Consider the following 26,451-nt stretch of genomic DNA (forward strand, 5'->3'; position numbering starts at 1 on the left):
CATGGAGATTGACGCAGCGCGCGAGGTGAGGACCACCTGCCCCTATTGCGGAGTGGGTTGCGGCGTGCTGGCGAAGGTCGCCGCGGACGGCGAAGTCAGCGTCCGCGGCGACCCCGATCACCCGGCGAATCTCGGCCGGCTTTGCTCCAAGGGCTCGGCCCTGGCCGAAACCATCGACTTCGACGGCAGGCTGCTGTACCCAGAAATCAACGGTCGCCGAGCCGGTTGGGACGAGGCGCTCGACCGCGTCGCCTCGACCTTCTCGCAAACCATTGCCGAGCACGGCCCGGACTCGGTCGCCTTCTATGTCTCGGGACAGTTGCTGACCGAAGACTACTATGTCGCCAACAAGCTGATGAAAGGCTTCATCGGCTCGGCCAACATCGACACCAATTCCCGCCTCTGCATGGCCTCGTCGGTGGCCGGCCACCGCCGCGCCTTCGGCTCCGACACGGTGCCGGGCACCTACGAGGATCTCGAACTCGCCGACCTGATCGTGCTGGTCGGCTCCAACCTCGCCTGGTGCCATCCCGTGCTCTACCAGCGCATCGCCGCGGCGCGGGAAAAGCGGCCCGACATGAAGATTGTGCTGGTCGACCCGCGCCGCACCATGACTGCCGACATCGCCGACATGCATCTGGCGATCGCGCCGGATGGCGATGTCGCTTTGTTCACGGGTCTCCTCGCCTATCTCGGCCAGCACAACGCGCTCGACCGCGGCTACATCTCCGCGCACACCGCCGGTTTCGGCCACGCCCTTTTTGCCGCCTCGAAACTCGACCTTGCCTGTGTCGCGGCCGCCACCGGCCTCAGCGAGGATGAGCTCACCCGTTTCTACAGCCTGTTCTCGGTCACCGCGAAGACCGTGACCGTCTACAGCCAGGGCGTTAACCAATCAACGTCCGGCACCGACAAGGTCAACGCCATCATCAACTGCCATCTCGCCACCGGCCGCATTGGCAAGCCAGGAGCAGGGCCGTTCTCGGTGACCGGCCAGCCCAACGCCATGGGCGGCCGCGAGGTCGGCGGCATGGCCAACATGCTGGCCGCTCATATGGAGATCGAAAACCCTGAACACCGTGGCCGCGTGCAGCGCTTCTGGAACGCGCCGGCCGTGGCGCAAAAGCCTGGCCTGAAGGCGGTCGAGATGTTTCAGGCGCTGGCCGACGGGCGCATCAAGGCGCTGTGGATCATGGCCACCAATCCGGTCGATTCGATGCCGGACGCCGATGCCGTCGAAGCGGCAATCAAGGCCTGCCCCTTCGTCGTGGTGTCCGACGTGTTGGCCAGGACCGACACGGTCCGCCATGCCCATGTCCGGCTGCCCGCCGCCGCATGGGGTGAGAAGGACGGTACCGTCACCAATTCAGAGCGCCGCATCTCACGCCAGCGCGTATTTCTGGGCCTGCCGGGCGAGGCGCGGCCGGACTGGCAGATCATTGCTGAAGTCGGCAGACGGATGGGCTTTGGCGCGGCGTTTGCGCACGAGGCGCCCTGGGAGGTCTTCGCCGAACACGCCGCGCTGTCAGGCTTTGAGAATGATGGTGCGCGGGATTTCGATATTGGCGCTTATGGTGGTCTTGGTGAAGAAGGCTACGGCACGCTGGAGCCGTTCCAATGGCCGGCGCCGAGTTCCCAGAAGATCGCACCTGGTCCCTCCATCACCCGTTTCTTCGCCGACGGCAATTTCTACACGACCGACCGCAAGGCCCGCTTCGTCGGCATTCTAGCCGCCACGGAAATCCGCACCAATCCGGACTATCCGCTCATCCTCAACACCGGCCGGGTCCGCGATCACTGGCACACCATGACGCGCACCGGCAAAAGCTCGCGTCTGTCGCAGCACATCGCCGAGCCCTTCGTCGAAATCCATCCGACGGATGCACAGCAATACGGCATTGGCGATGCCGACATCGTGCGCATCTCCAGCCCGCGCGGCGAGGTGCTCGTGCGCGCAATGATCACGTCCCGCCAGCGCCGTGGCAGTCTGTTTGCACCGATGCATTGGACCGACCAGTTCGCCGCCAAGGGCCGGCTCGACGCGCTCACCGCGCCGCTGACTGATCCTGTTTCCGGCCAGCCGGCGCTAAAACATGTCGCGGCCCACATCGAGAAATTTGCGGCAAGGGCCTTTGGTTTCGCCGTGATGCGCCGGCGGCCAGCGATGGTTGACGCGGCTTATTGGGCGGTGGCCAAATGCAAGGGCGGCTGGCGGCTCGAATTTGCTTTTGCCACCGACGATATCGACTGGGCAGGTTTTGCCCGGTCCCTGTTCGGCGCGCGGCCGAATACCGAAATGCTCGCCTATCACGACCGCGACGCGGGCCAGCACCGTATCGCCGCCTTCGATGACAAGCACCTCGCCGGAGCCTTGTTCGTTGCGCCCGGACCGGTCGCGGTATCACGCGGCTGGGCAGCGCAACAGCTCGAGGAGGTGCACGCCAGCCAGCGCGAACGCTTCCGCATCGTCGCCGGCCGCGCTGGAGCCGAACGGCCAGATGCCGGTGCGATCGTCTGTTCCTGTTTCGGCGTCGGGGCCAACCAGATCGCGACGGCTGCTGCGGCCGGCTGCACGACCGTCGATGCCATCGGCGGCGCCCTGAAGGCCGGCACCAATTGCGGCTCCTGCCGAGCCGAGATCAAGGCGATCATCCAGCTTAACCGGGTTCAGGCCGCAGAGTAGGTGCGCCCCCGGTTTCTGTCGATGTCTTCAGGTGCTGAGATCGAGGCCAGGATCCAAAGCAGTGGGGACGTGCGACTTATAGATCAGGAACCGGGTCCCTTGCTTACTGTGGCATCTCAAGTCCCGACCGCAATCCTGTCGCGACGACTGAGACCCTGAATTTTCCGGCAAGTGCCCGGTCGAATATCGCGCCAACGATGATGTCGGCATCGGCGTCGACCTCCTCGCGGATGCGGGTGGCGGCCTCATCGACTTCGAACAGCGTCATGTCCATGCCGCCCGAGATCGAGACCAGGACGCCCTTGGCGCCGATCATCGAGGCTTCGTCGAGAAGCGGGTTTGCGATAGCGGCTTCGGCGGCCTTCCTGGCGCGGTCCTCACCCGTGGCTTCCCCGGTGCCCATCATCGCGCGGCCCATGTCGCGCATCACCGACTTCACGTCGGCGAAGTCGAGATTGATCAGCCCCTCCTTGACGATGAGGTCGGTGATGCAGCCGACGCCGGAATAAAGGACGCGATCGGCCATGGCGAAGGCGTCCGCGAAAGTCGTCTTGGCGTCGGCGATCCTGAACAGGTTCTGGTTCGGAATAACGATCACGGTATCGGCGCATTCGCGAAGCTGCTCGATGCCCTCTTCTGCGGCTTGCATGCGGCGTTTTCCTTCGAAGGTGAATGGTTTGGTGACGACCGCCACCGTCAGGATACCGGCTGTGCGCGCAGCGTTCGCTATAACGGGCGCGGCGCCGGTTCCAGTTCCGCCCCCCATGCCGGCGGTAACGAAGCACATATGGGTTCCCGCAAGGTGGTCCCTGATCTCGTCGATCGATTCCTCGGCGGCCGCACGGCCGACCGCGGGCAGCGATCCGGCGCCCAGGCCTTCCGTGACATGGGCTCCCAACTGGATCAGCCGCGACGCCTTGGACATGGTTAGAGCCTGGGCATCGGTGTTGGCGACAATGAATTCTGCCCCCTGCAGATTTTCCGCGATCATGTTGTTGACCGCGTTGCCGCCACCACCGCCGACACCGACAACGGTTATCTTCGGCCGCATTTCCGAGATGACGGGCCTTGCCGCTGTGCTCATCGTCTTGTCTCCTTGGAATTGATCGACAAAGGATTTATCCCGGAGCGCGCCGTTTGAACACGCCAGGTGCAAGAATCAGGCTCCATAGCCTTGGCGCAGGGAATCAGAGGGTGAGCTTTGCGGCAAGACAAGATGTGGCGCTCGTACCATATACGCTTACCCGAGCCGACCTCCTGAACGACGCGCTAACGCCTCAACGGTTTTGCTTGCCGCGATCGACGCCGAGTTGGAGGGGGACCATATCGATTGATCGCCTCGCTGAGTTGGCGGGCATGCCACGGCGCGCTTTCACAGCCGCCTTTCGCGAGGCGACAGGTTTGCCGGTATATCAATTCAGCCTGCGCCGCCGCGTCGATCGTGCAGTTGAGCTCTTGGAAGACAGCGATCAGCCACTGGCTGAGATTGCCTTGCGCGTGGGGTTCACTCACCAAGCTCATATGAATCGCGTCGTAACCAGACTGAAGGGTCTATCTCCAGGCCGGCTGCGATCCCGCAAGCGGAAGCGGACCGACGCATGACGCCTACCGAATAGGCGTCTCGCCGCGAAACAGCGGCTGGTACGTCCGCATCAAGGTGGCAATCCGGTCGGCGACCTTTCGTACCGGCGGGGAGTGACGTTCATCGTGATGGGTGACGATCCATTGGTCGGTTTCGAGTTCGGGAAGCGGCTGGGCGACGCGAACCAGTCGCGGATCGCTGTCGCCGACGAAGCACGGAAAGATCGAAAGGCCGGCGCCGGCGGCCACCAGTTCGCGCACCGAATGGCTGTCGTTGCCGCGTACGGCGATGCGGTCGCCGTGATGGGCTTGCAGCCAGCGCGCCGAGGCTATGTTTGCCCCTTCACCGGTGACGCCGACGAACAAGCCGGCGGCGACGCCGTTGATCAGGTGACGTCCGGAGTAAATGGCGTGGGCGACCTTGCCGCTCTGACGGCCCGCCAGCCAACGCTCGGTCGGGCGCTCGCTGCGGATACCGATGTCGGCGGCGCGGCGGCCGATGTCGACCCGGTCGGTGGTGGTGACGAGTTCCAGCCTTATGCCGTCATCGACCGTCCAGATATCGCCGATATGGGCGGAAATGAAGGCTGAGGTCCATGGTCCGGCCGAGACGCGGACAATGCGGTCAGGCAGGGTTCCTTCGCGCCAGCGGGTCAGCGATCGCATTGCCGCCTCGACGTCTTCGGCGCGCCGCAGCAGGTCCTCGCCGACCGCTGTCAGCCGGTAGCCGGTCTGCTGACGCACGAAGAGCGGTTCGCCGATCTGCTTTTCGAGCGCGGTGACGCGTCGCCCGAGGGTGGCCGCGCTGAGGCGCGTGGTTGTCGTCGCAGCGCTCAAGCCACCGAGCCGCGCAACGTCCAGAAACAACCTCAGATCGTCCCAGTCGATATCCATTTTTCAGAAATGAAAAACTCCTTGCGACCTTGGCTGTAGCGCGAAGGGGGCATCACGCGCAAGTATGTAGCCATTGGAAGCGTTGAACAATTCTTGTCTGGAAGACAGTGACAATCGCTTCAACGGCCCAAAGCCAGCACAATCCTTTCGGCGGCGAACGAGCCAAGGGGTGTACGCTTTGCGCTTTCGAGTAACCCAAACGCGGAGCGTTCCGCGCACCAAGGAGACGATCATGCTTTATGACCTTCGACGCCGTTTCGCTCGTTGGCTTGCCTATCGCCAGACGCTTGCAAGCTTGAGGCGGGTTCCGGAGCGCACGCTGGAAGATGCCGGCATTTCCCCCGAAGACATCCGCGAGCATGCCCGCTACGCCACCCTGCATCGCTAGTACAATGGAGGCGGATGATGGAGCTTTCGGATGGGCGCTCGGTGCCGCGCATTGGGTCGGTACCTGGGCGGCCGGTGCGCTGGCCTCGTGAGCCGATCGATACTCCTCAACCGCCGAGCTGCGGCTAAATTGCGCCAATGCGGTGGCCATGCTTGATGCCGCCGCAGTTTCGCTCCACATCGTGAGGGATGAAGACGGAGACATCCGAGCGGCGTCGGACTTTGCTGTGGGCCTTGCCCGCATCGCTGGCCCTGCATGCGCTCATCGCCGCGTTCCTGGTCTACGGTCTGCCCATTCCTCCTCAGGAGCCGCAAGAGGAGCAGCCGATCAATGTCGCGCTCGTGCCGCCGCCCGATCCGCCAAAGCCGAAGCCTCCACAAAAACCCGAAGCCAAAAAGCCGCCGGAAGCAGAAAAGCCGCCCGAGCAGAAGGTTGAACAACCGCTTGCGCCACCGAAAATCGAGGGCCTGAGGCCTGTTTTTCAGTTCGGGGACAAAAATGCCGGCTCGCGGAAATCCCTGGAGGGGGCCAGCGCCCAGGACAACTCGCCGGCGCCGGCCAAGGATGACGTTTCAAAACCGCCGGGCGAGCCGAAGGCTGAGAGCAAACCCGCTGCGCCAGACTTCGGGGAGCAGGACGGTACGACCAAGGCCGAGGAGAAGCCGGAGACCGAGGACGCAAGCAAGCAGGAAGCAGACAAACAGCAGCCGCAGGACGCTGACAAACAAGCTGCGGTCGCAGTGCCTTTGACAGCTCCCGGCGACGATGGTGAGATTGAGCTTCCTGCGTCGGCCCAGGCGCCGAAGGCCAGGCCCGAGAACATGTCGAAACCAAGCCCTGCAAAGGTCTCGAAGCCTGGAAGCGGAGGTGCCAAGAGGCTTAGCTCCACGGACGTGGCCACTGCCGGCGCTTATTCGGGCCTTCCGGGCGTCCGCAAGCTCTTCTCGCAAGGCGCTACCGGCGATGCGCTTGTCACGACCGCGATCAATGGACTGCCGCGAGAAGAGCGGGCCGGCCAACTCTGTGCCAGCGTCCTGCAGCAGGAGCTGTTTGACGCCTCCTTCGTTCCCGCCTTCTGGCCGATTGTTCGGCAGAAAGTGGGCAATATCATCAACGACCCGGATGCCTATTTCCGCACGCGAACAACATGGTACCATCTGAGCTTCCGCTGCGAGATCGACGCCAATGCGACGCGGGTCCTGTCCTTTACCTCCCGTGTCGGATCTCCCGCCTCGCCGGCCGAAAGCACCAGCCTCGAACAGGCACTTCGCCGGCAGTATTCCGGTGGATAGCCTCCGCGCTAAGCTCCTGGCATCTTTCCCAGGCCGGAATACCTGGACCAGGATGATTTCCAGTTGGGGGCGGGATGTGCCGAGTGGGTTGTACCTCAATCACCCGGGCGGTTGGCTTTGCGCCACTCCTCATATTCGCCGCGGGCGTCGTCATGCAGCGGATAGTAGCGCTGCAGCGGCGCGCCCTGCATCAGCTTCATGCGCGAGAATTCCTCCCAATCGTGATGCTTGCGTGATTCTTCAATTACCTTGTGGGCCATTGCGACGGGAAGCACCACCACCCCGTCGTCGTCGGCGACGATGATGTCGCCGGGGATGACCGTGACGCCGCCGCAGGCAATCGGAACGTTGACGGCATTGGGATAGATGCTGGTCTGGACGTGATAATTTGGCGTCCAACCGCGCAGCCACAGGGGCAGATCGAGCTTTTCGACATTGGGCCGATCACGCATGCATCCGTCTATGACGATGCCCGCACCGCCTCTGCCCTTGAAATAGGTCGACATCATATCGCCGAAGACGCCCGAACTCATGTCGCCGCGCGCGTCGACGACGACCACATCGCCTTCCTGCGCGTGGTAGAGCACGTGCCGGTGCAACTGCGTTTCGGGATCGGCGTATTCTCCCTCGCTGAAGAGGTCCGGCCGCTGCGGCAGGAACTGTAGCGTCAGCGCCGGCCCGACGATCGACTTCCCATGGTTCTGCGCCACCGGACCGACCATGTGCGGATTGCGGAAGCCCATATGGCCGAGCGTGCCGGCGACCGTCGCTGCACCGATCTCCCTGAGCGCGTCGATCAGATCTTTGGGCGGCCGCGTGATGTCGGGGGTATGCGTCATTGTGGACTCCGGTTGAAATGAAACTACCAGTTCGTAACAGACCCGTCGCGACGCCTGAGGTGAGGCGCTTCCCAGAAGCGGAAGCTCTGCGCCTGGATCGCCTCTTCGTTGATCTCGACGCCCAGTCCCGGCAAATCGCTGACCGGGTAATCGGGGCCATCTAGCCGTGGTTGCACGGGAAAGAACTCGGAATTATCGAAACCCAGCTTCCTTTCGGGCGCCCTGGTCTCGAGCCACGCGAAATTCGGCACTGCCGCGGCGAGATGGAGGGTTGCGGCCGTGCAGACTGGGCCAAGGGGATTGTGCGGCATCAGGTCCACATAATGCGCCTCGCTCCAGCCAGCGACCTTCATCGCCTCGGTGAGCCCGCCGACATTGCAAACATCGAGCCGGTTGAATTGGTGGATGCCGCGCTCGATGTACGGCAGAAACTGCCACTTGCTGGCAAATTCCTCGCCGATGGCGAACGGGATGTCGGTCATCGTGCGCAGGGATTCGTAGGCCTCTGGCGTCTCGTCGCGTATCGGCTCTTCAAGAAAATCGAGCACGCCACGGCCGAGCTTGTTGCAGAAGCTCGCCGCCTCGGCCACGGACAGCCGATGATGATAGTCGATACCAAGGACGACGTCATCGCCCAGCGCCTCGCGTGCTTTGTTCAGCATGCTCGCGGTCGCGCCGATCGACTCGCGCGGCTCGAAGATGTCTCCGCTGCTTTGCCCGATGGGGAAGAAGCGGATCGCCTGCCACCCCTGCGCGCACAGTTCCCGGGCTCGTTCGATGGCAACATCGCCCTCGGCTTCATCTCCGGTCGAGGCGAAGGTGGGGATGCGGTCGCGCTGTTTGCCGCCGAGCAACTGGTAGACCGGCACCCCCAGCGCCTTGCCCTTGATGTCGTGAAGGGCAATGTCGATGGCGGAAATCGCCGCCTGCAGAACGCGCCCGCCTTCGAAGTACTGGCTACGATAGACCTCTTGCCAGATCCGCCCGATCTGCATCGGATCGCGGCCGATGAGAAATTCGCGATAGTGCTCGAGCGCGCCGGCCACGGCCTTTTCGCGACCGCTCAAGCCGCTCTCGCCCCAACCGAAGATGCCCTGGTCGGTCTCGACCTTGAGGAGCATCTGGTTGCGCGTTCCCACCCACACCGGATAAGGCTTGATCGCCGTGATCTTAAGTTTCGTGGTCATTTACACGCATTCCCCGAACGCATCCGCCCCTGTTTCAATCGGCCTGAAGGGCCATCTGCGTTTCGCCGTCGAACAGATGGATGCGTTCCTGATCGAACTCGAGCCAGATGTGCTCGTCGGGTGTGACGGCGATGTTGGGAGAGACGCTGATGTTGACGATCGCGCCGGAGAGGAACGCTTGCACGAAGGTGACGTCTCCGGTTGGTTCCACCGTATAGGCCTTGGCCGGAATGGCGCTGGGGGCAGCGCTCTTGTGCAGCTTGATCGTCGAATGTCGCGCGCCGAGCACGACCTTCCTGGTGGTTGCTCCCAGGACCTTGCGCGCGTTGAGTTGCGACAGCGGGAGGCTCCAGCCTTCCGCGCTCGTCAGAACGGTGCTGCCGTTTGCGGTCGACGCCTCTAGCGGGATAAGGCTCATCGCCGGGCTGCCGACGAAGCTCGCAACGAACATGTTGGCGGGATGGGCGAAAACTTGCGCCGGCGAATCGTATTGCTGCAGGTGGCCGCCGTTCATCACAGCCATCCTGTCCGCCATGGTCACGGCCTCGAGTTGGTCGTGTGTCACATAGACAATCGTCGCCTTGAGGTCCTGGTGGAACCGCTTGATTTCGGACCGCATCTGCACGCGCAGCTTTGCGTCCAGATTGGAGAGCGGTTCGTCCATCAGGAATACCGCCGGATCTCGAACGAGGGCGCGACCCAGGGCAACGCGCTGCTGTTGCCCGCCCGAAAGTTCGCGTGGCTTGCGCTCGAGCAGCTGCGTCATATCGAGCACCCGCGCCGCTTCCCTGACCTTCTTGTCGATCTCGCCCCTGGGCAGCTTGCGCATTTGCAGCGGGAAGGCGAGGTTCATATAGACCGACTTCTGCGGATAGAGCGCGTAGTTCTGGAACACCATTGCGATGTCCCGGTCCTTGGGGTCGAGGTCGTTGACCACCCGGTCGCCGATGACGATATCGCCCGACGTGATCGGGATCAGCCCGGCAATGAGATTGAGCGTCGTCGTCTTGCCGCAGCCCGAGGGGCCGACAAGCGCAACGAATTCGCCGTCATTGACCGTCAGCGAGACATTGTTGACGGCTTTGAAGCTGCCATAGGTCTTGACCAGATCTTTGAGGACCACGTGGGCCATCGGCAGCTCCTTAGTGCTTGACCGCGCCTTCTGTAAGGGCGCGTACGAAGTATCGTTGCAGGACGAGGAACAGCACCACGACGGGCACGCTCATCATGAAGCTGGCCGCCATCAGACCCGGAAAATCCGTCGTATTTTCCGAAAAAAAGCGCTGGATACCGACCGGCAGTGTCAGCTGCTCGTTCTTTGACAGGAAGGTATAGGCGTAGATGTACTCGTTCCACGCGCCGATAAAGGAATAGATCGCCGTGGCGATGATCCCCGGCGTCGAGAGCGGCATCACGATCAGGATAAAGGCCTGGAACCGTGTTGCCCCATCGATGCGCGCTGCCTGCTCGAGTTGCACCGGAATGTTGTCGTAGAAGCCCTTGAGCAGCCAGATCGCCAGCGGCAAGCCGAATGTGAGGTAGGTGAGGATGAGCGATCCATGCGTGTTCACCAGCCCCAGCATGCGCATCAGGATGAAAAGCGGTACCAGAAAGATCACAGCCGGAAACATGTTGCGCAGCAGCACGGTGAAGAACAGGAAGTTCCGGCCGGGGAAACGGAAGCGCGAAAACGCGTAGGCGGCAGGGACAGCCACGATCACCGAAAGGATTGTCGTGGCGGTCGACACGAAAAGGCTGTTCCAGAAGAAGCGGAGGAAGTCCTGGCCGACACTGTTCTGCGGATCGAGCAGCTTCTGGTAGCTGGCGAGGGTGGGTTCGTCGGGCCACCATTGCGGCGGGAATTGCATCGCCGCGAACCCGGATTTGATCGAAGTGATCAGCATCCAGACCATCGGCAACGCTGTGTAGAGCAGCATGAACACGAGGAAGATGCGTCCGGCCCACCGCCATCCGTCGAAGCCCCCGCGGCGAGGGGACCGGCTTCGAGGAGCAGTCTCGGCAATCGTGCTCATGAGTTCGCCTCTTTCCGCTCGTTGCCGCTCAGCGCACGGACGTAGAAGTATCCCAGCGTCATCATGAACAGGAAGAGGAGCACCGAATAGGCCGAAGCCACACCCCAGCGCTGCCGGCCGAAGGCGAGCTCGTAGATATGGGTAATCCAGATATGTGATGCATTGGACGGCCCGCCCCCGGTCATGATCCAGGGGATGATGAACGAATTGAAGTTGGCCACCGCGAGCAGCAGGATCGTCACCGTCGAAACGTCCCTCAGGTGCGGGAAGGTGACGTGCCAGAAGCGCTGCCACGCATTGGCCCCGTCGACTTTGGCGGCGCGCAGCAACTGGTCGGGAACTGTCTGCAGGCCGGCCATCATCATGATCATGGCAAACGGAAACTCGCGCCAGATATTGACGACGATCAGGGAGGGCAACACCGTGCTGACGCTGTCGATGAAGTTCGGCGGCCGGTCGGTCAACCCGAGGCCGACCAGCACCGCGCCGATGATGCCGAAATCCGAATGGTAGATCCACTTCCAGATATAGGAGGCGGCGACCGCGCTGATCACCCAGGGAATGATCAGGATGGCGCGCAGGACGCCACGGCCGACAAAGTCGCGGTGGAGCGCCAGCGCGGCGGCAAAGCCGAGGGCGAAGGAGACGAAGGTGGATGCCAATGTCCAGACAAGGGTGTTCCAGGTGACCTTCCAGAACACCTCACTTGTGAGGATTGCCGTGTAGTTGTCGAAGCCGATGAAGATCTTGTCGCGAAGCTGCAGGCCCGGCGGCGTATTAAAGAACGACAGCTCGACCGTGTAGTAAATCGGGTAAGCGATGACGATGAGCATCACGACAATCGCAGGCAGCACATACGCGTAGTCTGCGCGATGCTCCCAGATATTCCGTCGCAGCAGGCTCCAACGAGCGGGCCGCAACTCTTGCCGAGCCCCGGCCTTGCCGGTCACGATCGTCACTTTGGCGTGCCCTTGTTATTCGGAACGAACCGGCTGCACTCTCAGTGCAGCCGGTGGATCGCAGGTCAGGCTCCGGCTAGAGTCCGCCGCCCATCAGCTCTTTCACCCTCTTGGCCGCGTCGTCCGCTGCCTGGTCGACGGTCATCGCTCCGGTCAGGGCATTCTGCAGCATGTCCGGGACGATGATGTTCATGATCTCGGGGGACTGAGGCAGCGCTGGGAACGGAATGCCGTATGGCAACATCGAAGTCGTGACATCGAGGAACTTGATGTGGTCCAGACGTTCCTTCATCCATTTGGTCTTGAAGCCGTTGAGGTTGCCGGGGTTGGAGCCGGCATAGGCCATCTTCAGCGACCATTCCGGGCTCGTCCACATGCAGATGATGGCCTTTGCCGCCGGCTCGTCTACCTTGCCGCCCTCGACATATTCGGGCTTTAGGATGTGAATGTTCGAGCCGCCGAACACGACTGCGCGCTTGCCGTCCGGGCCAGTCGGTATCAACCCATAGCGCATGTTGTCGATAACGGTCTGCGCCTTGTCCTTGTCGGTGCCGGTCGCCTTCTTCTGCAGGTCGAGCATGACGTTATAGTCGGACGGGTGCGAGACCATCATGCCAAGCTGGCCGGCCAGGAACAGGGGCTGATTGTCTGCCTGCTGGTTGGTGAGTGCCGAGACCGGAACCGATTTGTCCCGAACATACATGTCGTAGGAGGCCTGCAGCGCCGCCTTGCTTTGCGGGCTGTTGAGTAGGATCTCCTTGTAGGTCGGGTTCGCCGTTGCTTCGTCGAAGACGCCGCCGCCATAGGCCCACAGCTGCGGCATGAAACGGTACGGCGTATTGCCGGCATTCTTGCGCGCCACGAGGCCGTAACCGGCAATGCCAAGCTTGTCGTGGATTTGCTTGGAATCCTTGACGACGTCGTCCCAGGTTGCCGGAGCCTTGTCCGGATCGAGGCCGGCACGCTTGAAGATGTCGGCATTCCATATGAACGCCATCGTCTCGTTGTTGGTTGGAATGCCGTAGGTTACGCCGTCCCAGGTCACGGCCTTCATGGCGCCAGGCCAGAAGTCGTCGGTGGAGTACCCTACATCCTCAGGCTTGAGCGGCTGCAGATAGCCCTTTGCGGCGAATTCGGTGCCACCCAGGATTTGCAGGCGCACGGCCATCGGCGCGGCATTGCCAAGGAGCGCCGTGCGGAACTTGTCGAGGAGGTCGTTGTAGGTGAGGGCTTGTTCTTCCAGCTGGATGTTCGGGTAGGTCTTGCGGAAGGTTTCGAAGAAATCCTTGTAATACTGGCGCAGGAGGTCGGGGTCGCCCTCGAACACGCCCTGATACCAGAAAGTCAGTCGCCCCTTGTAGTCGAGAGGGGTGACCTTGCCGCAATCGGCGGCCGTGTCAAATTCCTGCGTGCCCGCAATGGAGCGCACATATTCGGGCGACCACTTGCTCAAGTCGACGGGCGCCGCACCCAGCGCCGATGCGGACATCATCGATACCATCAAAGCAGTGGAGACAGTGCCGCGCAGGACGGCACCGCCGAGTGAAATCCTCGTCATAGGGTATCCTCCAGGTTTCTCTCCCACGCCGCTCTGCGTCGAGGCGAGCGGTCCTGCTCGTCGGTGGCCGAACGCTTCGTTCGATGTATCCCTTCGAGCACTTCATACGTTTTCAGATCGTGGATTGTCTGTCAACGCGCCAAATCATACATTGTTTATGGAAACCGTGCGTGATATCGATTAAAGCGTGTATTGATTTGGGGACAGCATTGGCCGAAGCAAGCGATTTCAAAGCAGAGCCACCCGAAGGGATCGACCCTATCGGGGCCTCCAGCGAGGGCGCCTCGCTTTATCAACTGATCAGGGAAGACATCATCGAGGGGCGGCTCGCCGCCAACGAACGGCTTGTGGTCACTGATCTCGCCCGGCGTCACGGTACCTCGACCAACCCCGTGCGCGAGGCTCTGCAGCTGTTGCGCGGCGAGGGCTTTGTCACCTTTGTTGCCAACCGTGGGGCGCGCGTCCGGCCTATAGACCAGGATTTTGTTCGGGATATCTACGAGATCGGAGTGCTGATCGAGCCAGCCCTGACGCGATGGTTTGTGAATATGGCTACCGTCGAGGACATTGCCGAACTCGAACGTATCCAGAGCCTGATTGAAGAGAACAACTTTGCTGACACGTTCAGGCACAGCGAGCTGGATACCGCCTTTCACACCGTGATGTACCAGAGGCATTACAACCGGCATGCCGCCGAGCTTTGGTGGAAGCATCGCGAAGTGCTGCGGGCTGTGAGCCGGCGTTTCAATTTCACGCTCGCCCGGCGTGCCGCAATCCTTCGCGAGCACCGCGAGCTCATCGCGCATGTAAAAGCGGGAAATGCCGACGAGGCCGCCGAACTGATTGCGCGCCATGTCGAGGGCTCCGGCCGGCATGTCCTCGAGCACATGCGCGCGCGTAACGCCGCTCGGGCGGGATAGAACATCCGGTCCGGAACGTCGTTATCCCAGCCCACTTCAGACAAAGGTAGTTGAGATGAAAATCACGAGCATTCGGCCGTGGCTGATCAAGTCCGATGCCTCTTATTGGGGAGAGTTCCTGTTCGTCGAAGTGACGACCGACGAGGGGGTGAGCGGCTGGGGGGAGATCACCACCACCACAAGGCTCGCCAACCGCGCCCTCTGCACGATCCTGCGGCAGATCGGTGCCGCAGTCACAGGTGAGGACCCGGCGCGTATCGAGTATCTGTGGCACAAGGTGTTCCGCAGCTTCACCTACATGGGCAGCCGCGGCGCCGCCGTCGAATGCGTCAGCGCCATCGACATAGCTCTCTGGGACATTAGGGGAAAAGTCCTTGGCAAGCCGATCTACGAGCTGCTGGGCGGACCGGTACGTGATGAAATCGCGCTCTATACCCATCCCAACCAACGCAAGTTTACCAGCAAGGAGGCTGTGATCCGAGAAATTCGAGACATCGTCGAGTCCGGCCATACCGGGCTGAAGTTCGATCCTTTCCCCCACCAGGGTCACACCGCCGATGGCTTGTCGCGCGAACAGCGGGACGGCTACCTCGATGGCAGCATGACCCGCAAGGACGAGCGCGAGGCCGCCGAGCTCACGGCCCTGATCCGCGAAACGGCGGGGCCTGATGTCGACATTCTCATCGACGCGCATGGCCGCTTCGACGTTCCTACCGCCATTCGCCTCTGCCGGAGCCTCGAGGAAGCCGGCCAGATCGACTGGTTTGAGGAGCCTTGCCCGCCCGAGAGCCTCAATGCCCTCAAGCAAGTGCGTGAGAAGGTCAGCGCCCCTATCTCGTGGGGCGAGCGCGGCCACACGAAATGGGATTTCGTGCCGGTGCTCGAGAACAAGCTCGCCGACTACATCATGCCGGACGTGACCTGGACCGGCGGCATTACCGAACTCAAGAAGATTTCTGCCCTGTGCGAAGCCTACTACATCCCGGTATCGCCGCATGACGCCGCAGGACCGATCAACGTGGTTGCGGGAGCGCAGGTGATGATGACGGTTCCCAACTTCTACAAGCTCGAAACGTCGGAGTGGAACCTGGGCAAATACGATCACCTCATCGACCGACCGCTCGATGTCTCGAACGGCAACCTCAAGCTGACGCCGAAAGCCGGTCTCGGTGTTGAGATGAACCGCGACTATCTGCAGGCCCACGAGATAGAGCTTGCCTAGCAACGCTCATGCCGGTGGGGCGACAAGCCCGCCGATCAGAACGAGGATAAGCCATGCCAAAGACGGGTAGCGCCGGCGAGGCGCTCAATCGGGTAAATACGAACTCCAAGCCGAGCGACCTGCGCATCACCGATCTGCGTGTCGCCGAGATCGTCGGCGCGCCGTTCACCTCGGCGCTGATCAAGATCTACACCAACCAGGGCATTGTCGGCCTGGGCGAAGTGCGCGACGGCGCCAGCGCGACCTATGCGCTGATGCTGAAGAGCCGGTTGCTGGGCGAGAACCCCTGTGACGTCGACCGGCTGTTCCGGCGCATCAAACAATTTGGCGGCCACGGCCGGCAAGGCGGCGGTGTCTCGGCAATCGAGATCGCGCTGTGGGACCTCGCCGGCAAGGCCTATGGCGTGCCGATCTATCAGATGCTCGGCGGGCGGTTTCGCGACAAGGTGCGCGTCTATTGCGACACCGACGCGGACAAGCCCAGTGGCACCGAGACCGGCAAGCGGCTCAAGGCGCGGATGGATCTCGGCTTCACCTTCCTCAAGATGGACCTCGGACTGGCGCAGATCTCCCACATACCGGGCGCGGTGGTGGCGCCGGCCGGCGTACTTGACGGTTTGTACTTGCATGCCAGCCGTAGTCCGGCACGCACGCTGGACGAACGCCGGGCGCGCAACGCCGCCTATGATGCGCAGAACGTGCCGCACCCGTTCACCGGCCTGCATTTCACCGAGAAGGGCATCGACCTGCTCGACCAATATATCCACGAGGTTCGCGAGGTGATCGGCTATGAGGTCCCGCTCGCCATCGACCATGTCGGCCACATCTCGCTGCAGGACGGCATCCGTCTCGCCCGGCGGATCGAGAAGTACGCACCGGCCTGGCTCGAGGACGTGATTCCCTGGCAGTACACCGAGCAGTATCGCCAGTTGCAGCAGGCTACGTCGGTGCCGATCTGCACGGGTGAGGACATCTACCTCAAGGAAGCATTCGAGCCGCTGCTCAGCGCCGGCATCTCGGTCATCCACCCGGACTTGCTGACCACCGGCGGCATCCTCGAAACCAAGAAGATCGGCGACGCGGCGCAGGACCACGGCGTTGCCATGGCCATTCACATGGCCGAAAGCCCGATTGCGGCGATGGCCGCCGCTCATGTCGCGGTCGCCACGGAAAACTTCATGGCGCTCGAATATCACAGCGTCGAAGTGGACTGGTGGGACGACATCGTCACCGGCCTGCCCATGCCGCTGGTCAAGGACGGCTTTATCGCGGTGCCCGACAAGCCCGGCCTCGGCATCGACGACGTGGTCGACGAGGTGATCAGCAAGCATCTGCAGCCCGGTGTCACTGGGATATGGCAATCCACCGAGCATTGGGACAATGAATATAGCTGGGACCGGACCTGGAGTTAGCCCAGACCCCCTGTCCTCATTCTCCCCAGGTTGACAGGGCCAACGACCGACCATTCGTGTCGACCTCTCCCAAGGAAGAGGCGAAGAAAGAAACGGACGAAACCATGATCTACGAACTGCGTATCTATGACTGCCTGCCGGGCCAGTTGCCGGCGCTGCTCAAGCGTTTCAACGACCATACCTTGGCGCTGTGGGATAGGCACGGCATCCGCCAAGCCGGGTTCTTCACCACGGTGGTCGGCGAAAGCAGCAATCGACTGACCTATTTTGTCACCTGGGAATCCCTTGCCGAGCGCGAAGTGAAGTGGAAGGCTTTCACCACTGATCCGGCATGGCTCAAGGTCCGCGACGAGTCCGAGCGCGATGGCCCGATCCTGGCCAATATTTCCAGCCAGTTTCTCGCGCCAACCGCCTTCTCGTCGGTGAAATAGAGGACATCATGAAAATCACCGATCTCCGGTGCGCCGTCATCGGCAAGCATCCCGTCGTCCGCATCGTCACCGACGAGGGCCTTTATGGCCTCGGCGAGGTTGAGTACACCAAGCCTTATCTCAAGCCTTGGGTGCTGCATTTCCGCGACGCGCTGATCGGTGAGGACCCGACGGATGTCGAACGCTGCATGCTGAAGATCCGCCAGCGCGGCTCGTTCAAGCCCTACGGCGCCGCCGTCAGCGCCATCGAGCATGCCTTGTGGGATATCGCCGGCAAGGCGGCCGGCGTTCCGGTCTACAAGCTGCTCGGCGGCAAGGTCCGCGACCAAATTCGGGTCTATAACGGCTCGATCCGCAAGAAGCGCACCGGCGACAAGCCGGAGGATTACGCCGCCGACGTCAAATGGATGATGGAGCGGCCGGAAAACTTCTTCATGGTCAAGCAAGGCATCAGCTTCCACTCCAACATGAAGACCAGCGTGCCCGACTTCCATTACGGTGTGCGCCAGCCGCCGACCTATCACGGCGCGATGGACCAGGGGCAGATCAGCGAGCGCGGCATGGCGCATATGATCGAATGCGTCATTGCCATGAAGGAGGTGCTCGGCGACAAGGTTTCGCTGGCCCTTGATTGCGGTCCCGGCTGGTTCCTGCCGGACGCCATCCGCTTTGCGCAGGCAGTGGAAAAATACAATCTGATGTGGCTGGAGGACATGCTGACCGGCGACTATGTGCCGTGGGTCAATCCGCAGGCCTACCGCGAACTCACGACATCGACCTCCACGCCCATCCACACAGGCGAGCAGATCTATCTGCGTCATAACTTCAAGGAACTGATCGAGACGCAGGCGGTTCGCATCATCGGTCCAGACCCCGCCGACATTGGCGGCATCGCTGAGCTCAAATGGGTGGCCGAACACGCCTATATGCACTCGATCATGATGGCGCCGCACGGCACGGCCAACGGTCTGCTGGGCCTCGGCGCGTTGATCAATGTCTGCGCTACGCTGCCGGCCAACTACATCGCCTTCGAATACCCCAGCGCTTCCGACCCCTGGTGGGAGGATATCGTCATTGGCCTGCCCAAGGGGCAGATCGTCAGGGACAGTATGGTCGACCTGCTCGAAGCGCCGGGATTGGGTCTTGACATCGACGCCGAGGGAGCGAGAAAATATCTCGCGGAAGAGGACGCTGGTTTCTTCGACTAGCGTAAGGCAGCCGGACGAATCGGCTGCCGAGGGTTCTGACCCCGCCGGAGCGCCTTTTTCGAGCTCTCGCCAATAAAGCCAACTGCCACGCTTTCGAAATAGCGTTGGAATACTTTTACGATTTCCGCGCGAACTATCTTTAAACCTGTTGGTGCGATACCTACGTCATTTGTTGTAGTGTCTATCAAGGCAACACCGATGTGAGATAACTCACGGCCACGTCGCCCCCACTGGGGACTCGGGACGCGCGGTCATTTTTCCATACAATGAGCAGCCCAAACGTTCGACACGCCCTTGAGTGCGTCGAGCGTGTCGTTGCGCAATCTCCCCGCTTCATAAATCAACACCAACCGGGTGGCCGGCGGGTGAACGAACCTGCGCGCTCCATAGGAGAGAAAAGATGGAAGCCCTACAATATCTCGGCCCGATCGGATGGACGGCGATCGAAGTAGCCGTGCTGGTCATCGTGCTGGCGATCCTGTTCTGGTGGAGCGGCGTGGTCCGCTACATCCCAAACGACAGGCTCGGCATCCTGGAAAAACTATGGAGCTTTCGCGGCTCCGTCAGTAGTGGCTTCATTGCGCTCAACCGTGAGGCAGGCTACCAGCCGGAAGTTGTGCGCGGTGGCCTGCATTTCTTCATGCCATTCCAATATTCGATGCATCGCGCCAATCTTGTCACCATCCCGCAGGGTCAGATCGGCTATGTCTTTGCCCGTGATGGCAAGCCGCTGCCTCCGACGCAGACACTTGCTTCCAACACCGACGCCGATGATTTCCAGGATGTGCGCGGCTTTCTCGAAAAAGGCGGACAGAAAGGACCGCAACGCAAGATCTTGCGTGAAGGCACCTATGCCATCAATCTCGCACAATTCATCGTGCTCACCGCCCAGTCGATCTATGCCGTTAATCTGAGCTCGTCCGAACAAAGCCTTTTTGCCAATATGTCCAGCATGATCTCGGAGCGCGGCGGCTTTGAGCCGGTCGTCATCCATAATGCCGATGACATGATCGGCATCGTCACCATCCATGACGGTCCGGCCCTGCCGGACGGCGAGATCATCGCACCGACCGTCGCCAACGATCCGAACGACCCGAACTTCCACAACAATTTTCAGGACCCGGAGAAGTTTCTCAATGCCAGGGGCTACCGTGGCCGGCAGTTGCAGGTACTGGCCGACGGTAGCTACTTCCTCAATCGCATTTTCGCGACCGTCGAACTGGTCGAGAAGACGGTCATTGATGTTGGCACGGTGGGTGTCGTCGTCTCCTATAACGGTCGCCACGGCACGGATATATCCGGGCAGGCATACCGTCACGGCGAGCTGGTTGAAATCGGCGCACGCGGTGTCTGGTCAACGCCGCTACTGCCAGGCAAGTATGCGTTCAATACCTATGCCGGCAAAATCATCACCGTGCCGACCACCAACTTCGTGCTCAAATGGACGAAGGAGCAGTTTGGCGAACACCGGCTGGACGAGAACCTGTCTGAAGTGTCGTTGATCACCAAGGATGCGTTCGAGCCTGTGCTGCCACTCTCGGTCGTCGTGCATATCGACTATATGAAGGCGCCGCTCGTGGTGCAGCGTTTCGGTGACATCAAGCGGCTGGTCGAACAAACGCTCGATCCGATGGTCTCTGCCTACTTCAAGAATATCGCCCAGACAAAGACGCTGATCCAGCTTTTGCAGGAGCGTAGCGATATCCAGCGCAAATCGGGCGAGGAGATGCGCGAAAAATTCAATTCCTACAGCCTCGAGCTGCAGGAAGTGTTGATTGGTACGCCCCGTGCTGCCAATGGCCAGAACAGCATAGAGCAGATCCTGATCCAGCTGCGCGAGCGCCAGATCGCGGTCGAAAAGGTCGAGACTTATAAATTGCAGGAGAAGGCGGCCATTCAGGAACGCACGTTGCGTGAGAAGGAGGCGCTCGCCGAACAGCAAGCCAAGATCACGACGTCGGCACTTACCATCGAGATCAGTGAGAACGAGGGCAAGGCGCAACTGGCCCGCACCCGCCAGGAGGCGGAAACCATTCAGGTCACCGCCAAGGCAGAAGCCGAGAAGGTGCGTGTGGGCGGCCAGGGCGAGGCCGACATGATCAAGGCCGTCGCGCTTGCCGATGCCGAACGCATCAAGGCGACCGGTTTTGCGGAGGCCGAGAAGGTGCGCGCCATCGGTCTGGCGGAGGCAGAGGCCACCGAGAAGAAGGTCGCGGCCTTTGGCGGCCCGGACTATCAGCTCCACTCGCAGGTCCTCATACGCTTTGCCGAGGCGATCGAGACCGGCAGGCTGCCGATCGTGCCGCAGATCCAGATCGGTGCTACCGGTGGCGAGAAGGGGGCCGCCAATGGCCTTGTCGAGATGATGCTTTCGATGCTCGTTGCCGATCGGGTTGGACCGCAAACCCTACCGGATGAGATCCCGGAACCCGTTGAGCAGGATTGATTGGGGATGGCCACGGCTCATTTTGCGCCTGCTGGATTGCCGGGTGCCTGAGTATCGAAGGCGTCGGGCCGCCGGCTGACCAATCGGGCCGCCACGCTGTGGCGGCCCTCCGTCAGTCTTCAATTCTCTTGAGACGATCCGAAGGTCGCCGATCAATTGGCTGCCCAAGTGGGTGGCACAAAGCATCAAACTAGCAAGTAAGCCGGTCTGCCTGCTATCAGACAGGCGGCGTCGTCGTCTGATCTGGCGGCGCCGTTGCTGCCAGGTATCGACAGCAGGATTTCGAAAGCTTCCGGTCGCTTTGCGACCCGGCAAGCGATAGATTTGCGATAGACGACTGAACGTCAGGCGACGTTCAGCAGAAGCAGTGGGAGGAAGAATTGAAGGGTTTCATCTCAGGTCTCGCCGGAGGCGTCATGGCGCTGGCGATTTTGGGCTGCGCGAGCGCGCTTGCGGCCGACAAGGTTACCGTCGCGGTCACCGCGATCGTCGAGCATCCGTCGCTGGACGCGGCGCGCGCCGGCGTCAAGAAGGCACTGGAGGATGCCGGCTACAAGGAAGGTGACAATTTGACCTTCGAGTTCGAGTCGGCGCAAGGGCAGCCGGCCACCGCCGCGCAGATCGCGCAGAAATTCGCGGGCGAGAAGCCGAACGTCATCGTCGCCATCGCTACACCGTCGGCGCAGGCCGTGGTGTCGGCGACGCAGGATATTCCGGTGGTGTTCACCGCGGTGACCGATCCGGTCTCGGCGCAGATTGTCACCGACCGCGACCATCCCGGCGGCAACGTCACCGGCATTTCCGACTTCTCGCCGCTGGAACAGCAACTCGACCTGATCCGGGAATTCCTGCCGTCGGCCGCCAAGATCGGCGTGCCCTTCAATCCGGCGGAATCGAACAGCATCGCGCTGCTGTCGGCGCTGAAGGAACTGGGCAAGGCCAAGGGCTTCGAGATCGTCGAAGCGCCGGCATCCAAGTCGGCTGATGTCGCGGGTGCGGCGCAGAATCTGGTCGGCAAGGTCGATGTCATCTACCTGCCGACCGACAACACGATCATCTCGGCGCTGGAGACGATCCTGGCCGTCGGCGCCGAAAACAAGCTGCCGGTGTTCTCGGCCGAGAACGACACCGTCAAGCGAGGGGCGATCGCCTCCGTCGGCTTCGACTATTATCAGGTCGGCCTTGAGACCGGCGCCATCGTGGTGCGCGTGCTCAAGGGCGAGAAGCCGGGCGACATCGCGGTGCGCAACGCAACCGGCACGGACCTGATGGTCAACGCCAAGGCCGCCGAGGCCATGGGCGTGACCATTCCGAAAAGCGTGCGCGACCGCGCCAAGCAGGTCATCGAATAGGACCGTTTCGCCTGGGCGCGATGCCGCGCCCTGCAGAACAAGACGGATCAGGCGTGGCGCGCAAGCGCCTCGCCTGATTTGCTAGAAGATAACGGAGCGGTTCATGAACCTGATTTCCCTGATCGGCGCTGTCGAGATCGGGCTTGTCTTCGCGCTCGTGGCGCTCGGCGTCTACATCTCGTTTCGCGTTCTCGACTTTCCCGATTTGACGGTTGACGGCTCGTTTCCGCTGGGTGCGGCGGTTGCAGCGGCGATGATTTCGGGCGGCATCAATCCCGTCACCGGCACGCTTGCGGCGATCGTCGCCGGCTGCCTTGCGGGCATCGTCACCGCCTGGCTGAACATCCGTTTCGGCATCCTGCATCTGCTCGCCGGCATCCTCACCATGACCGCGCTGTTCTCGGTCAATCTTCGCATCATGGGCCGGCCCAACATCCCGCTGATGAACCAGCCGACGGTGATAGACCTGTTTGCCTGGTTGCGCCCGCTGGTGGAGGCTTCCGGACTGCCGGGACGGCCGACGCTCAAGGTGCTGGCACTGCTGATCATCGTCAGTGCCGTCGGCGCCTTGCTTGCCCGCTTCCTGACCTCGGAGTTCGGCCTGGCGATGCGCGCCACTGGCGCCAATCCGCGCATGGCGCAGGCGCAAGGCATCCCGACCGAGATGCACACCTATATCGGCGTGGCGCTCGCCAATGGCCTCGTTGCGCTGGCGGGCGCGCTGTTTGCGCAGACCGCCGGTTTCGCCGATGTCACAGTCGGCACCGGCACGGCAATTGCCGGCCTTGCCGCCGTGATCCTGGGCGAGACGATCTTCCGGACGCGGTCGATCGTGATCGGCGTCTTCTCCTGCGTCTTCGGTGCGATCGCCTATCGCATCGCCATCGCGCTGGCGCTGAACACCGGCTGGCTCGGCCTGCAGTCCTCTGACCTCAATCTCGTGACCGCCGTGCTGGTGGCGATGGCGCTGATCCTGCCCAAGGTCGCCAACCCGATGCGCAGCCTGTTGAAAAGGGGCGCGGCATGATCAGCCTCAGCGATGTTCACGTCACCTTCGGGCGCGGCACGCCGCTCGAGCACCGCGCGCTCCGTGGCCTGGACCTGGTCATTCCCGAAGGCGAGTTCGTCACCGTCATCGGCTCCAACGGTGCCGGCAAATCGACGCTGCTCAATGTGCTGAGCGGCACGGCGAGGGCGGAGAAAGGTTCGATCGTTGTCGACGGCACCGAGGTCACCCGCTGGCCGGCGCCGAAGCGGGCGAAGCTGATCGCCCGCGTCTTCCAGGATCCGATGGCCGGCACCTGCGAGCGTCTGTCGATCGAGGAAAACATGGCGCTCGCTTTTTCGCGCGGCAGCGTACCGCGCTTCGGCCGCGCGCTCGATGCCACCCGCCGTGCGTTGTTTCGCGAAAAACTGTCGATGCTGGGCCTCGGCCTGGAGAACCGCCTGAGCGATTCGATGGGGCTGTTGTCGGGCGGCCAGCGCCAGGCGGTCAGCCTGCTGATGTCGACGCTGACCGGAATGAAGATCCTGCTGCTGGATGAACACACCGCCGCACTCGACCCACGCACCGCGGCCTTCGTGCTCGATCTCACACGCCGCATCGTCGAGGAGCAGAAACTGACGGCGCTGATGGTCACCCATTCGATGCGCGACGCGCTCGACCACGGCACGCGCACCGTGATGCTGCATGAGGGCACCATCGTGTTCGACATTGCCGGTGACCAGCGCAAGAGCCTCGACGTTCCCGATATGCTCAACCTGTTCCGGCAGGCGCGCGGCGACGAACTCTCCGACGACAACCTGCTGCTCGGGATGGGCGCGAAGCAGGCAGCGAGCGTGGGGGCGGGCAAGACGGACTGAGGGCTGACCAACGTCTGTGTGCGGCGCTTCGACCAGCCTCCGGCACACTCGATCCCGCGGACCAGATCGCGACGACCATCATCCACGACTGTACCGTGCGCTGGGGCTCTTCCTGTTAATCGAATGGACTGGGTCGACATGGCGTTATCGCCTATTTGACACCTCTCGGCCGTGGGCACATAAATCGCGCCCCAAGTTACGGAGACCCCGATGACTGTCGACCAGACGCTGCCAGATGCGGCGCCCGTGGAGGCCGAAACCACGCCCGACGTGACGACGCTGATCGTCTATTTCGGCGCGCTGGTCGCGATGTTCATGGCCACCATCGACATGCAGATCGTCGTCACCGCGTTGCCCACCATTGCCGGTGAACTGGGCAATCTGCATCTGTTCGGCTGGGTGGGTGCTGCGTACCTGCTCTCGATTGCTGCAGTGTCGCCGTTCTACGGCAAGCTCGGCGATATGTATGGCCGCAAGAATGTGGTGCTGACGGCGATCGGCCTGTTCCTGCTGGGGTCGCTGGTCTGCGGCATGGCATGGTCGATGGAGAGCCTGATCGCCGCGCGCGTGCTGCAAGGCATAGGCGGCGGCGGCCTGATGGTGTCGGCCTTCGCCATGATCGGCGAATTGTTCGGACCGCGCGATCGTGCCAAATACCAGGGCTACAGTTCGGCGGTGTTTGCCCTGTCGTCGGTGCTCGGTCCGCTGGCCGGCGGCTATATCACCAGCCTGTTCGGCTGGCGCTGGGTGTTCCTGGTCAACCTGCCGATCGGCATCGTCGTGATGGCGGTGCTGGCCTTCGCCATGCGCAGCCGGTTCAACGAGAAGCGGCACCGCATCGACTATCTCGGCGGCGCTCTGCTCGCCATCGGCACGACGGCCATCGTCTATTGGGGCTATCATGTGCTCGACCCCTCAGGGCCCGACCTCATCACCTTCGCGTTGCCGGCGCTGGCGCTGGTCGCAATATGCCTGTTCATCATGGTCGAGCGGCGGGCCGAGGAGCCGATCGTGCCGTTGCGGCTGTTCGGCAATTCGACGGTCAGCATCGTCTCGGGTGTGTCGCTGGTCGCCGGAACGGTGACGCTCGGCATGTTCTTCTATTTCGCCCTCTACATGCAGACGCTGACGGGTCTCAGCCCCGCCGAAGTCGGCTTCCTGTTCCTGCCGGCGTCGCTGACGTCGATGGTGATCTCGATCGTCGCCGGGCGGGTGTTCGCGGCAACCGGACGCTACAAATGGATGCCGGTGGTGGCGATGGGGATTGGCGGGCTGTTGATGCTCGGCTTTGTCATCACCAACCAGCACACGCCGATCTGGGTGTTGGCGCTGATGATGGCCGTGTTCGGCGTCAGCATGGGCCTGCAATTCCAGGTGCTGATCGTGGCGATCCAGGCGGCGGCGCCTCTGCAGGACATCGGCGCGGTTACGTCGCTGATCACCCAGGCGCGGACGCTCGGAGCATCTCTCGGCCTGGCACTGAACGGCGCGGTGATGATCTGGGCGCTCAACGGGCAGACTGCCGAACTCCCAGCCGATGCTGCCGCCCTGCTGCCGCAGGGCCTGAACGGGTTGACCCCGCACCTCGCATCAAGCTTGCCGGTCGCGATCCGCGAAGTTGTGCTCGACCCACTACTCCAGTGGTTTTAACGTGATGTTCATCTGGGTGGCGGCGCTCTATTTCGTTGCCATGGGGCTGACACTGCTGCTCGAGGATAAAGAGATTCCGAAGCGGGGCTGATGCGAAAGCTAGCTCTGCCCTTTGTGAGAGACTGCCACCGAATCAATCTCTACTTAAAGGAGACCTTTAGTTGAAATCGATCAAGGCGTTCCTTTTTCTCGCGCCAATAATTGGTTGGGGATTATCTATGATGGTGTGGAATTATCGCAAGCACATGCTTGTAAAAAAATACAACGGTTATCGATCATTCGCCCACAATGATGGGGCGGGCCATGTTCGCGTAGACTGGGCAAATAATAAAATTACTCCCGAATTCTTGAATGAATGGGAGGAAGTAACGCGACCATATAAAGCAGTTGCATGGATTTTATCGGGCCTTTTGGTCGTTGACGTCGTCTTCATTTCAATCCTAGGCCTTTGAAATTTCCGGCTCGCGCGGGCTGACGCTGCCGCTGATGAGGATAAGGAAATCCCGAAACGGGGCTGAACAACATATTTCATG

General features: G+C 61.9%; 23 protein-coding genes. 15 read left to right on the forward strand and 8 right to left on the reverse strand.

Going from position 1 to position 26,451, the window contains the following annotated elements:
- The first annotated feature begins 1 nt into the window (after window position 1).
- On the forward strand, window positions 2-2,683 hold the full coding sequence (locus ACWGTO_RS10015) for a nitrate reductase (RefSeq protein ID WP_454574697.1): 2,682 nt from the start codon (window positions 2-4) through the stop codon (window positions 2,681-2,683).
- A gap of 103 nt (window positions 2,684-2,786) precedes the next feature.
- On the opposite strand, the gene ftsZ is transcribed toward ACWGTO_RS10015, so the two are convergent.
- Window positions 2,787-3,767: a cell division protein FtsZ gene (ftsZ, locus tag ACWGTO_RS10020; RefSeq protein ID WP_454574698.1), complete on the reverse strand. Its 981-nt coding sequence runs from the start codon at window positions 3,765-3,767 to the stop codon at window positions 2,787-2,789.
- A gap of 134 nt (window positions 3,768-3,901) precedes the next feature.
- On the opposite strand from ftsZ, the gene ACWGTO_RS10025 reads away from it, so the two are divergent.
- A complete protein-coding gene (locus ACWGTO_RS10025) occupies window positions 3,902-4,285 on the forward strand; it encodes a helix-turn-helix domain-containing protein (RefSeq protein ID WP_454574932.1) in 384 nt (127 codons plus the stop codon).
- A 3-nt stretch (window positions 4,286-4,288) separates the two neighbouring features.
- Here the strand turns inward: ACWGTO_RS10025 and ACWGTO_RS10030 are convergent, their stop codons facing one another.
- Complete coding sequence (locus ACWGTO_RS10030) at window positions 4,289-5,158, reverse strand: LysR family transcriptional regulator (RefSeq protein ID WP_454574699.1); 870 nt, start codon at window positions 5,156-5,158, stop codon at window positions 4,289-4,291.
- A 232-nt stretch (window positions 5,159-5,390) separates the two neighbouring features.
- On the opposite strand from ACWGTO_RS10030, the gene ACWGTO_RS10035 reads away from it, so the two are divergent.
- Together ACWGTO_RS10035 and ACWGTO_RS10040 are read left to right on the forward strand one after the other, a co-directional pair.
- Window positions 5,391-5,546 carry a DUF1127 domain-containing protein gene (locus tag ACWGTO_RS10035; protein WP_454574700.1) on the forward strand — a complete coding sequence of 52 codons (156 nt, stop codon included), beginning with the start codon at window positions 5,391-5,393 and terminating at the stop codon, window positions 5,544-5,546.
- A 221-nt stretch (window positions 5,547-5,767) separates the two neighbouring features.
- Window positions 5,768-6,838: a DUF930 domain-containing protein gene (locus ACWGTO_RS10040; protein ID WP_454574701.1), complete on the forward strand. Its 1,071-nt coding sequence runs from the start codon at window positions 5,768-5,770 to the stop codon at window positions 6,836-6,838.
- Between the two features lie 95 nt (window positions 6,839-6,933).
- On the opposite strand, the gene ACWGTO_RS10045 is transcribed toward ACWGTO_RS10040, so the two are convergent.
- The 6 genes from ACWGTO_RS10045 to ACWGTO_RS10070 form a co-directional block, all read right to left on the reverse strand.
- Window positions 6,934-7,677: a ribonuclease activity regulator RraA gene (locus ACWGTO_RS10045; RefSeq protein ID WP_454574702.1), complete on the reverse strand. Its 744-nt coding sequence runs from the start codon at window positions 7,675-7,677 to the stop codon at window positions 6,934-6,936.
- Between the two features lie 23 nt (window positions 7,678-7,700).
- Window positions 7,701-8,864, reverse strand: a complete 1,164-nt coding sequence (locus tag ACWGTO_RS10050) for a mandelate racemase/muconate lactonizing enzyme family protein (RefSeq protein ID WP_454574703.1) — start codon at window positions 8,862-8,864, stop codon at window positions 7,701-7,703.
- Between the two features lie 34 nt (window positions 8,865-8,898).
- On the reverse strand, window positions 8,899-9,996 hold the full coding sequence (locus ACWGTO_RS10055; RefSeq protein WP_454574704.1) for an ABC transporter ATP-binding protein: 1,098 nt from the start codon (window positions 9,994-9,996) through the stop codon (window positions 8,899-8,901).
- Between the two features lie 10 nt (window positions 9,997-10,006).
- Entirely contained in the window at window positions 10,007-10,897 is an 891-nt protein-coding gene (locus ACWGTO_RS10060; protein ID WP_454574705.1) for a carbohydrate ABC transporter permease, read from the reverse strand.
- Window positions 10,894-11,856, reverse strand: coding sequence for a carbohydrate ABC transporter permease (locus ACWGTO_RS10065; protein ID WP_454574706.1), 963 nt, complete (start codon window positions 11,854-11,856; stop codon window positions 10,894-10,896). Before ACWGTO_RS10065 ends, ACWGTO_RS10060 begins: the two co-directional genes overlap by 4 nt.
- Window positions 11,857-11,932: 76 nt before the next feature.
- Complete coding sequence (locus ACWGTO_RS10070) at window positions 11,933-13,414, reverse strand: ABC transporter substrate-binding protein (RefSeq protein WP_454574707.1); 1,482 nt, start codon at window positions 13,412-13,414, stop codon at window positions 11,933-11,935.
- 209 nt (window positions 13,415-13,623) lie between these two features.
- Here ACWGTO_RS10070 and ACWGTO_RS10075 point away from each other — a divergent pair, with 209 nt between their 5' ends.
- The 11 genes from ACWGTO_RS10075 to ACWGTO_RS10125 all read left to right on the forward strand — a co-directional run bounded on the left by ACWGTO_RS10075 (window position 13,624) and on the right by ACWGTO_RS10125 (window position 26,370).
- The gene (locus ACWGTO_RS10075; RefSeq protein ID WP_454574708.1) at window positions 13,624-14,334 is read left to right on the forward strand and encodes a GntR family transcriptional regulator; all 711 of its coding nucleotides are present in this window, start codon (window positions 13,624-13,626) and stop codon (window positions 14,332-14,334) included.
- Between the two features lie 55 nt (window positions 14,335-14,389).
- Window positions 14,390-15,556, forward strand: coding sequence for a mandelate racemase/muconate lactonizing enzyme family protein (locus tag ACWGTO_RS10080; protein WP_454574709.1), 1,167 nt, complete (start codon window positions 14,390-14,392; stop codon window positions 15,554-15,556).
- Between the two features lie 53 nt (window positions 15,557-15,609).
- On the forward strand, window positions 15,610-16,968 hold the full coding sequence (locus ACWGTO_RS10085; RefSeq protein ID WP_454574710.1) for a mandelate racemase/muconate lactonizing enzyme family protein: 1,359 nt from the start codon (window positions 15,610-15,612) through the stop codon (window positions 16,966-16,968).
- 104 nt (window positions 16,969-17,072) lie between these two features.
- Window positions 17,073-17,399: an NIPSNAP family protein gene (locus tag ACWGTO_RS10090; RefSeq protein WP_454574711.1), complete on the forward strand. Its 327-nt coding sequence runs from the start codon at window positions 17,073-17,075 to the stop codon at window positions 17,397-17,399.
- 8 nt (window positions 17,400-17,407) lie between these two features.
- A complete protein-coding gene (locus tag ACWGTO_RS10095; RefSeq protein WP_454574712.1) occupies window positions 17,408-18,607 on the forward strand; it encodes a mandelate racemase/muconate lactonizing enzyme family protein in 1,200 nt (399 codons plus the stop codon).
- A gap of 400 nt (window positions 18,608-19,007) precedes the next feature.
- Window positions 19,008-21,053 (forward strand): SPFH domain-containing protein, encoded by a 2,046-nt coding sequence (locus ACWGTO_RS10100; RefSeq protein WP_454574713.1) that lies wholly within the window; start codon window positions 19,008-19,010, stop codon window positions 21,051-21,053.
- A gap of 416 nt (window positions 21,054-21,469) precedes the next feature.
- Complete coding sequence (locus ACWGTO_RS10105; RefSeq protein ID WP_454574933.1) at window positions 21,470-22,405, forward strand: ABC transporter substrate-binding protein; 936 nt, start codon at window positions 21,470-21,472, stop codon at window positions 22,403-22,405.
- Window positions 22,406-22,508: 103 nt separating this feature from the next.
- Window positions 22,509-23,432, forward strand: a complete 924-nt coding sequence (locus ACWGTO_RS10110; RefSeq protein WP_454574714.1) for an ABC transporter permease — start codon at window positions 22,509-22,511, stop codon at window positions 23,430-23,432.
- On the forward strand, window positions 23,429-24,268 hold the full coding sequence (locus ACWGTO_RS10115) for an ABC transporter ATP-binding protein (RefSeq protein WP_454574715.1): 840 nt from the start codon (window positions 23,429-23,431) through the stop codon (window positions 24,266-24,268). The genes ACWGTO_RS10110 and ACWGTO_RS10115 overlap by 4 nt, the downstream gene beginning before the upstream one ends.
- A gap of 210 nt (window positions 24,269-24,478) precedes the next feature.
- Window positions 24,479-25,918, forward strand: coding sequence for an MDR family MFS transporter (locus tag ACWGTO_RS10120; protein ID WP_454574716.1), 1,440 nt, complete (start codon window positions 24,479-24,481; stop codon window positions 25,916-25,918).
- A 161-nt stretch (window positions 25,919-26,079) separates the two neighbouring features.
- Window positions 26,080-26,370 (forward strand): hypothetical protein, encoded by a 291-nt coding sequence (locus ACWGTO_RS10125; RefSeq protein WP_454574717.1) that lies wholly within the window; start codon window positions 26,080-26,082, stop codon window positions 26,368-26,370.
- Window positions 26,371-26,451: the final 81 nt, after the last annotated feature.

This window comes from Mesorhizobium sp. PL10, assembly GCF_053714315.1.